The organism is Eubacterium sp. MSJ-13 (assembly GCF_018918235.1).
Taxonomy (GTDB): domain Bacteria; phylum Bacillota; class Clostridia; order Lachnospirales; family Lachnospiraceae; genus Butyribacter.
Window position 1 is genome coordinate 58137 of record NZ_JAHLQE010000106.1, and the last position, 8799, is coordinate 66935.

The window sequence follows — 8799 nt, forward strand, 5'->3', positions numbered from 1 at the left end:
AAAAGAACTCCCCCTGTATTCTTCCGGTATTTTGACTTTTACCCAATTTTATGCAATTTGTCCCCCACTTTCAACCATTTACAATCTATATAATATAACTTTTGCACACTTTTGGCAATAGTATGGCAATAAAAAGACGCATTTTTTATTTTTGTAGTACAACAAAAATAAAATCATCTGCTTGACACAAGTCCGATTTCAGACTATACTTTCACAAGTACGAAATCAGACTTTTAAAAACCGGAGGAGGAAAGAATATATGAACGACAACAATAATGACAATGATATTTTTTCAGAAGAAACACCATCCATAAGCCGTCCTCTTGCTGCTTTTAACAAATTTTACAAAGAAATTCATGACATTTACCATGAAATGTCAGTAAATGCAGGATTATCAGACAGTTCATTTGATATTCTGTATTCAATCTTTGAACTTGGTGACGGCTGCCTTCAGAGTGATATACGAAGAATATCATTTCTGCCAAAACAGACTATAAACTCATCTATCCACAAACTTGAAAAAGATGGTTATATATACTTTTCAAATGGCAGAGGCCGCACAAAACACATAAATCTTACCGAGGAAGGCAAAATACTTATACAGGAAAAGATTTATCCTGTCATCAAATGTGAAAACAACTCATTTTCATTATTGGATAAAGAAGAACAGATACTTCTGCTCAATGTATCAGACAAATATAGTAAAGCATTGCGCAATGAATTTAACAAACTTAAAAATACACGTAGGAGGTAACTCATGGCAATTCAATTATCAGAACATTTTACATTTAAAAAACTATTAAAATTTGTATATCCGTCTATAGTAATGATGATATTTACATCCATATACAGCGTTGTCGATGGATTGTTTGTGTCCAACTTTGTCGGTAAAACAGCTCTTGCCGCAATAAATCTCATTCTTCCCTTACTCATGGGATTAAGTGCACTCGGATTTATGATGGGAACAGGTGGAAGTGCCATAGTAGCAAAAACTCTTGGGGAAAAGAAACCAAAAAGAGCAAATGAATATTTTTCATTGATAGTTTACACAACGATAATCGGCGGATTATTGTTCGCTATCCTGGGTGCCATCTTAGTACGCCCTGTAAGCATCGCCTTAGGAGCAAGTGGAAAACTTCTTGATAACTGTGTGCTGTACGGAAGGATAAGTTTTATATCACTTATGCCTTTTATGCTGCAAAATGTTTTTCAAAGTTTTTTTGTAACGGCTGAAAAACCAAAACTTGGGCTTATGGTCATCGTTGCTGCCGGACTTACAAATATGGTACTCGATTATATTTTTATCGCTGTACTCGGATTCGGTATAGAAGGAGCCGCCATTGCGACCGTATGCGGTGAATGTATAGGAGGTCTGCTGCCACTCTTTTATTTTGGCAGAAAAAATTCAAGTCCGTTAAAACTCGGAAAAACACATTTTTATGGCAAAGTCCTTATACGCACCTGTACAAACGGTTCATCAGAACTTATGACAAACCTCTCTAGCTCCATCGTAAATTCATTATACAATTTACAGCTTATGAAATTTGCGGGAGAAAACGGTGTTGCCGCATATGGAACGATAATGTATGTAAACTTTATCTTTGTTGCCATATTCCTCGGCTACTCAATAGGAAGTGCCCCTATCATAAGTTATCACTACGGTGCACAAAACCATGATGAATTAAAAAATCTATTAAGGAAAAGTCTGACCCTGATATGTATATGGGCGGTCTCACTTTTTGCACTCGCACAGATTATAGCCTCACCTATTTCTAAGTTATTTGTAGGCTATGACAAAGAGTTGTTTGACATGACTGTTACAGGATTCAGGATATATTGTCTTACATTCCTTATAAATGGCTATAATATCTTTGGTTCATCATTCTTTACAGCGCTGAACAACGGACCTATCTCAGCAGCCATATCATTTTTAAGAACACTGGTATTTCAGATATCTGCCGTAATACTGCTTCCTATACTTTTGGGAGGAATAAACGGCATATGGTTATCAGTAGCAGTTGCAGAGGCACTTACACTTTGCGTCACAGCAACCTTTATCATAAAAAAGAGGAACGATTATCATTATATTTAGGCAAATCCGCTCATATACAAAAAAACAGGCAGAGTATCCCACTTCCCGATGTGGTACTCTGCCTGTTCTCTATGTTTATTTTTACTTCAAGAACATTGCCGCTCTTTTTTATCTATTTAGTTATTTTTCTTTTTCTGTGCATAATGACCAGTATGACAGCAGAAATAACTGCAACTGTAGCTGACAATACCTGAGAAACGGCAACTGCCGTTCCCGGTATAAGAAGCTGATCTGTGCGAAGTCCTTCTATCCAGAATCTTCCTATACCATATCCGAGAAGATACATAAGAAACAACTGACCATCATATTTTTTCTTTTTTGTAAAAATAAGAATCACCAATAAAACAGCTATATTCCATAATGATTCATAAAGAAATGTCGGATGAACCTGAATATACGATACACCATCAATATCAACAATATGCTTTATAATATCATGCGTGATATTCGACGGGTTTACCTCTGTCCTTTTTATCTGCATCGCAAACAACCCGTTTGTATAACCGCCAAACGCTTCCCTGTTAAAGAAATTTCCCCATCTTCCTATTATCTGACCAACAAGAAGACCTCCACAGGCGGTATCAAGAAGTTTCATAAATGAAACTTTCCTCACCTTTGAAAACACAAATGTCGTAAGCACCCCGGCTATAACACCGCCATATATCGCAAGTCCACCGCCTCTTGTATTTATTATCTCTTTAAGGTTTTTACTGTAATAATCCCAACTGAATATGACATAATAAACTCTGGCACCGATAACCGCAAATATTATATCCCACAGTGCAAGGTCAAGATACAATTCCTTGTCCTGCCCTGTTCTTTTTGCCTGCCACGCTGCGACAAGATAACCACAGACCATACCAAAAGCTATTATAATGCCATAATACGCAATCGAAAAACCTCCGATTGAAATACTCTTTCCCAGTTTTTCAATCTCTATCCCTAAATGTGGAAATCTGATGTCAGCTCCCATCTGCCGTCCCCCTTTGAATTAAGACTTTCTATAATAAATAATTCTGCATCAAACAGGGCATATTATACATTGAATCTGAAAAGAACAACATCTCCGTCCTGAACAACATAATCTTTTCCCTCTGAGCGGACAAGACCTTTTTCCTTAGCTGCATTCATGCTTCCCTGCTCTACGAGATTATCATAACTTACAACTTCAGCTCTGATAAAGCCACGCTCAAAGTCAGTATGGATCTTTCCAGCAGCCTGAGGAGCCTTTGTACCTTCTGTTATAGTCCACGCTCTTGTCTCATCTTCTCCTGTCGTAAGGAAACTTATCAAGCCTAAAAGTTTATAGCTGGCTGCTATAAGTTTGTCAAGTCCTGACTCAGATAAACCGAGGTCCTCTAAAAATTCTTTTTTCTCATCATCTTCTAACTCTGCAATCTCCTGCTCTATCTGTGCACAGATAACGAAAACTCCTGAACCCTCTTTAGCAGCATATTCTCTTACCTTTGCAACATATTCATTAGAAGCTGCATCATCTGCTAAGTCCTCCTCTGAAACATTCGCTGCATATATGACCGGCTTATATGTCAAAAGATTAAAACTCTCTAAGAGTTCCTCCTCATCCTCATCTTCCGGCTCATATGTCTTGGCAAGATTTCCATCCTCAAGATGCTTTTTTAACTTCTCAACAAGATTAAATTCCTTGACAAGTGTCTTATCGTTTTTAACACTCTTTGCAAGTTTTGCATACCTGCGGTCTAATATCTCAAGATCAGAGAACAAAAGTTCTAAATTGATAGTCTCAATATCACGCAAAGGGTCAATACTTCCATCCACATGAACTATATTTGTATCATCAAAACAGCGTACTACATGAACTATAGCATCAACCTCACGGATATTAGCAAGGAACTGATTTCCAAGGCCCTCGCCTTTTGATGCACCCTTAACAAGTCCTGCGATATCAACAAACTCGATAACTGCATGGATAGTCTTCGCAGAATTATGCATCTGTGTCAAAACATCAAGTCTCTTATCTGGCACCGGAACTACACCTACATTAGGTTCGATAGTGCAGAACGGATAATTTGCTGCCTCTGCTGCTCCGGCCTTTGTAAGTGAATTAAATAATGTACTCTTTCCAACATTTGGAAGTCCAACGATTCCTAGTTTCATTTTATCTCTACCTGTTCAAAAACTCCTGCATAAACAAGGTTTCTGCCTTTCTATTTTTTATTTATACACCATTTACGGCTACGCTAATCTTCATTATATCACACTATGATTTTTTTGAAAACTACAAAACTACAAAATAACATACCTTACAGCTTTCTTGATATTTAACAATTGTATTATCAGACAAAAAATGTTATCATTAACATATAAATTTTATAGTCAAGCGGATATTCGCAATCCGCTTTGCTACTTGCTCATAACACTATCAGGCAAGTCCACACCCCCACTTGCTCTACGCAATAGAAGTGAGGGACTTCCTTGATAGTGTTAAATCCAGAAAGTAATAAGAGAGTATAAAAATATGCAAAATAAAAATAAACGTTTAACTATAGGACTTCTTGTAAGCGGTATTACGGAGCATTTCGTGATCTCAATATGCAAAGGAGTCATGCACGCAGCTAAAGCTGCTGATGTAGATCTGGTTGTATTACCCGGAAAATATATCGACCGTGACCTTTCAGAAAATGCTGAGATAAGATACGAATACCAGTACAATACATTATTTGAATATGCAGATAGTAAAACACTTGACGCAGTTATCGTTGCTGCCGATGTTATCGGCTGCTTTACAAGCAAGGATAAGATCGGTGAATTACTTGGCAGATATAAAAATATGCCATGCGTACTTATCGCATCAAAATTTTCGGGATTCGTAAGCATCACTTCCGACAATAGTGTAGGAATCCGCGAAGCTATGGAATACCTCATAGAAAATAAACATTGCGAACGTTTCGGTATGATCGGCGGACCTGAAGAAAACACTGACGCAAAAGAGAGAAAAGATGCTTTTATGCAAGTACTAAGTGAGCATGATCTTCCCTTCACAGAAAACAGCTTTGTCATAAGCGACCTGTCAAAGCGTGATAAAAAAGCCGCCTGTACATTACTTGATAAAAATCCTGATGTAGAAGCTGTTTTCTGTATAAACGATGATGTTGCCATCAATCTGTATGAAGAAATGAATAAAAGGTCACTCGTACCCGGAAAAGACATATATGTTTTCGGATATGACAACTCAACACTTTCATCAAAAGTAAGCCCGACCTTATCTTCCATATGGACTAATACAAACGAACTCGGTGAAAAGGCTTTGCAGACACTTATCAAACTTGTCAACAAAGAATCTGTTGAAAGTCAGAAGCTTCCCGTTAAATTCATTATGCGTGAATCATTTGGCGATAAAAAAGCCGACCTTAATACACAGCATGAAAACTACACATCACTTATAAATACATATGTAGATTCCGTATTTTATAATTGCAGATATGAGGAATCAAAAGATGCGGCAGATTCCACCCAAAAATTTGAATTATTGCTTCAAAAACTCTTCTCATTGTCGAATCCTGAAAATGACAGTGATTATACACAGATAATAAAATGTGCAGATCAGATTCATATGAAACATGCCGATATAGACAATCTTTTAGGGATTTATGAAGAAATATTCAGTTATATATGCAGGAAAAATCCTGAAAAAACATATGAACTGCGTAAATTGTTTGATACTTTATACAGAAAAATGATAAGAAGCATGAATAACCAGTTCGGACAGATTCAGGCAAAGCAGGAATCAGATAATTATCTTTTCAAACTGTTTGTAAGTAATACAATGCAATTTGAAAACGGCACTGACCAAAGTTACACAAAACTTTTTTCTGATATCGATTTTTTGGGCATAAAAAATGCACACCTTTATCTTTTTGAAAAAGCAATAACACACTTTGAAAGAGATAGTTTTATAAGACCTGATGCACTACTTTTAAAAGCAGTACTCGAAAACGGAACTGTAAAAGCTGTCCCTTCAATATCACAAAAATTAAATATAGATGATATTTTCCATTTTGAAAAAACCTGCAATGCAAGATTCTGCTCAGTATGTCTTCCTCTCTTTTCAAATGAAACACTTTACGGACTCATACTTTGCGACCTTTCACCACAATTATTTGAAAATGGTGAGTTTCTTGCAAATCAGCTTGGTGCAGCAGTTAAAATGATAGACCTTCTAAAGACTAATGAAAAAATACAGCAAAAATTAAAAGAAAGTCTTTCTGTCCTGCACGCAAACAATATCAAACTTGATAATCTGTCAAAATCAGATACTCTTACAGGTATACTGAACAGAAGGGGATTTTACAAGGCAGCCGAAGAACTTATCAGCGATTTAAAAGAAAAAAACAAAAAACTGCTTTTTGCATATGTTGATATGAACAATCTAAAGATTGTCAATGACAGATATGGCCATGATGAAGGAGATTTCTCATTAAAACTTATCGGCGAGATACTGACTGATGCCGTAGACGGACTTGGAATCACCGGAAGGATTGGCGGCGATGAATATGCCTGTGTTTTAGATTACTCCAAAAGCAATGATGAAAAAGAGTTTGTTAAAACCATAAATGACAGTTTTGCAAAGTTTAATGAAACCAGTGATAAAACATACAACATAACTGTTTCCGTGGGAACTTATGTGACAGCCTCAGACAGCGGCATGTCCCTTCACGATGCATTATCCCATGCTGATGAAAGTCTCTATGAGGCCAAAAAACACCGAAGCAAGAATATCGAAAAGAATCCGATAAGTTAAATCTTCATTTTATAAAATACTGATTTTTTACAATACTTAAATCACAATCATACAAAAAATAAAAAGGGGCTGTCGCATTAAGCATAATCTATACAATATGTAGCTGTTAATAACAGATTTATTATCTACATATTGTATGAATAGTGCCTCTTGCGACAGCCCCCTTTTTATTGTCTTACATAAAATTCATTAATATAATAATCTCATATAAAGCCTAATGCACCCTGTTGTAATTTATTACTGCCTGAACGATAGCCTTTGCTATATCATCTTTGTGTTTTTTGTACAATATCGCATCATCAGGATCAGACACAAAACATACCTCTATAAGAAGTGCCGGTTTTTTTGTCTTATTTAAGAACCAAAGATCTGATGTTGTTTTCACACCCCTGTTCTTAAATCCGACTTTTGCTATCTGATTGCATATCCTCCTTGCTACTTCTCCCTTTACTGCCGAGGTATCTCTTACCCATACCTCCGTACCCGTTGTCTTTCCATCAGGCACTCTCTGATGATCTGAAGCATTAAAATGAATCGAAATATCAATATCTCTCACCTTTGAATTACATTTAGCACATATTTTCTTTAACACATCTCTCTGACTTGTTCCATTATTTACGGTACAATCATACGCTTTTATACCATTCTTTTTTAAAAGACGCACAACTTTTTTGGTAATGATCCTGTCCTCTCTGCTCTCATCAATATAATCACTCGCACCGCAGGCAATCCTTCCGGAAGGATTATGACCTCCATGCACTGTTACTGCTTTTATTTTTGCCATGCCATTCCCTCGCTTTCTGCGTATAAAACATGCATATATAGATATGCATGTGCATCTTATACCTGTAAAGAAATTATTTATCCGGTTATTTTTTAACACTATCCTTACATTCCACTTCGGGAAGTCCGGCAACAGATGTCAGAACACTCACAACTCCTGCAACAACCGCTGAAGATGCGGCAAGTTTCCAATCTACATTCGATACTGTACTTCCAACTGCCACTACAGAAACTGCTGTCTGTGCCATTGTCTTAACAGCTCTTGCTGCCGCTGAACCCACCCACTTTTTAGTATCAACACTTCCTTTAAGAACACAGTTTTTAAGCATGAAACCATCCTCTCTTTTTATTATTATTTTTATTAAAGATGTGTTAATGTGTGTGTGGTTTTCGGCATTTATATCTTATATTTATTATAATCTGCATACAAAAGTCAAACAGATATTCGTAATCCGCTCTGCTACTTACTCATAACTTTTTGATTTTTTATATTAAGCTATTTTATTACCAGCCCTTACTTTCCATCAATATGTTGCTCATCTTTAACATTCCTGCATAATATGTAAGTATACACCATTTGATATATGGAGGTTTATTATGAACTATCCAAATAATAAATCAAGAAATTGCTGCAATGGCTGTAACAATTGTGGAGCCTGCGGCACTTATGTGACGATTCAGGGACCGCCCGGTCCTATGGGTCCTGAAGGACCTCGTGGTGAACAGGGACCAAGAGGGGAGCAGGGACCTATGGGACCTCGTGGCATTAAAGGTGATACAGGATGTCCGGGGCCTATGGGACCACCGGGACCAAAAGGAGAACGTGGAGAAAAAGGCGAGCGTGGACCTGCCGGGGAACAAGGTCCTGTCGGAATACAAGGCCCCCAGGGCGAACTTGGACCTCAGGGTATTCAGGGGGATAAGGGCTGTCAGGGGCCCCAGGGTGAACAGGGAATACCTGGACCAGAAGGTCCAGTAGGACCTAAGGGGGACACCGGCGAGCGTGGACCTAAAGGTGATAAAGGAGACACTGGCCCTCAAGGTGAAAAAGGGGATAAAGGTGATACCGGCGAACAGGGTATCCAAGGCGAAAAAGGTGACAAGGGCGATACTGGGCCTCAAGGCGATAAAGGAGATAAAGGCG

At 37.6% G+C, this 8799-nt stretch carries 7 protein-coding genes and 1 pseudogene; 4 read left to right on the forward strand and 4 right to left on the reverse strand.

Annotation, left to right across the window (positions count from 1 at the left end; genetic code table 11):
* The first annotated feature begins 259 nt into the window (after window positions 1-259).
* Together KQI69_RS07005 and KQI69_RS07010 are read left to right on the forward strand one after the other, a co-directional pair.
* The gene (locus KQI69_RS07005) at window positions 260-754 is read left to right on the forward strand and encodes a MarR family transcriptional regulator (RefSeq protein ID WP_253289042.1); all 495 of its coding nucleotides are present in this window, start codon (window positions 260-262) and stop codon (window positions 752-754) included.
* A gap of 3 nt (window positions 755-757) precedes the next feature.
* The gene (locus KQI69_RS07010; protein WP_216564629.1) at window positions 758-2092 is read left to right on the forward strand and encodes an MATE family efflux transporter; all 1335 of its coding nucleotides are present in this window, start codon (window positions 758-760) and stop codon (window positions 2090-2092) included.
* Between the two features lie 112 nt (window positions 2093-2204).
* On the opposite strand, the gene lgt is transcribed toward KQI69_RS07010, so the two are convergent.
* Complete coding sequence (lgt, locus tag KQI69_RS07015; RefSeq protein WP_216564630.1) at window positions 2205-3065, reverse strand: prolipoprotein diacylglyceryl transferase; 861 nt, start codon at window positions 3063-3065, stop codon at window positions 2205-2207.
* Window positions 3066-3127: 62 nt separating this feature from the next.
* Window positions 3128-4228, reverse strand: a complete 1101-nt coding sequence (gene ychF / locus KQI69_RS07020) for a redox-regulated ATPase YchF (protein ID WP_216564631.1) — start codon at window positions 4226-4228, stop codon at window positions 3128-3130.
* A 361-nt stretch (window positions 4229-4589) separates the two neighbouring features.
* Here ychF and KQI69_RS07025 point away from each other — a divergent pair, with 361 nt between their 5' ends.
* Window positions 4590-6872, forward strand: a complete 2283-nt coding sequence (locus KQI69_RS07025; RefSeq protein WP_216564632.1) for a GGDEF domain-containing protein — start codon at window positions 4590-4592, stop codon at window positions 6870-6872.
* A 214-nt stretch (window positions 6873-7086) separates the two neighbouring features.
* Here the strand turns inward: KQI69_RS07025 and KQI69_RS07030 are convergent, their stop codons facing one another.
* Both KQI69_RS07030 and KQI69_RS07035 read right to left on the reverse strand, forming a co-directional pair.
* A complete protein-coding gene (locus tag KQI69_RS07030; protein ID WP_216564633.1) occupies window positions 7087-7656 on the reverse strand; it encodes an N-acetylmuramoyl-L-alanine amidase in 570 nt (189 codons plus the stop codon).
* Window positions 7657-7741: 85 nt separating this feature from the next.
* Entirely contained in the window at window positions 7742-7984 is a 243-nt protein-coding gene (locus KQI69_RS07035) for a holin (RefSeq protein WP_216564634.1), read from the reverse strand.
* A gap of 268 nt (window positions 7985-8252) precedes the next feature.
* Between KQI69_RS07035 and KQI69_RS07040 the strand changes: the two are divergent.
* Window positions 8253-8799, forward strand: a pseudogene (locus tag KQI69_RS07040) (collagen-like protein); the annotation flags it as partial.

What these genes read in the sequence shown, in the direction of transcription:
- KQI69_RS07005 (WP_253289042.1), top strand. Translation starts at nt 260, where the DNA reads ATGAACGACAACAATAATGACAATGATATTTTTTCAGAAGAAACACCA.
- KQI69_RS07010 (WP_216564629.1), top strand. Translation starts at nt 758, where the DNA reads ATGGCAATTCAATTATCAGAACATTTTACATTTAAAAAACTATTAAAA.
- lgt (WP_216564630.1), bottom strand. Translation starts at nt 3,065, where the DNA reads ATGGGAGCTGACATCAGATTTCCACATTTAGGGATAGAGATTGAAAAA.
- ychF (WP_216564631.1), bottom strand. Translation starts at nt 4,228, where the DNA reads ATGAAACTAGGAATCGTTGGACTTCCAAATGTTGGAAAGAGTACATTA.
- KQI69_RS07025 (WP_216564632.1), top strand. Translation starts at nt 4,590, where the DNA reads ATGCAAAATAAAAATAAACGTTTAACTATAGGACTTCTTGTAAGCGGT.
- KQI69_RS07030 (WP_216564633.1), bottom strand. Translation starts at nt 7,656, where the DNA reads ATGGCAAAAATAAAAGCAGTAACAGTGCATGGAGGTCATAATCCTTCC.
- KQI69_RS07035 (WP_216564634.1), bottom strand. Translation starts at nt 7,984, where the DNA reads ATGCTTAAAAACTGTGTTCTTAAAGGAAGTGTTGATACTAAAAAGTGG.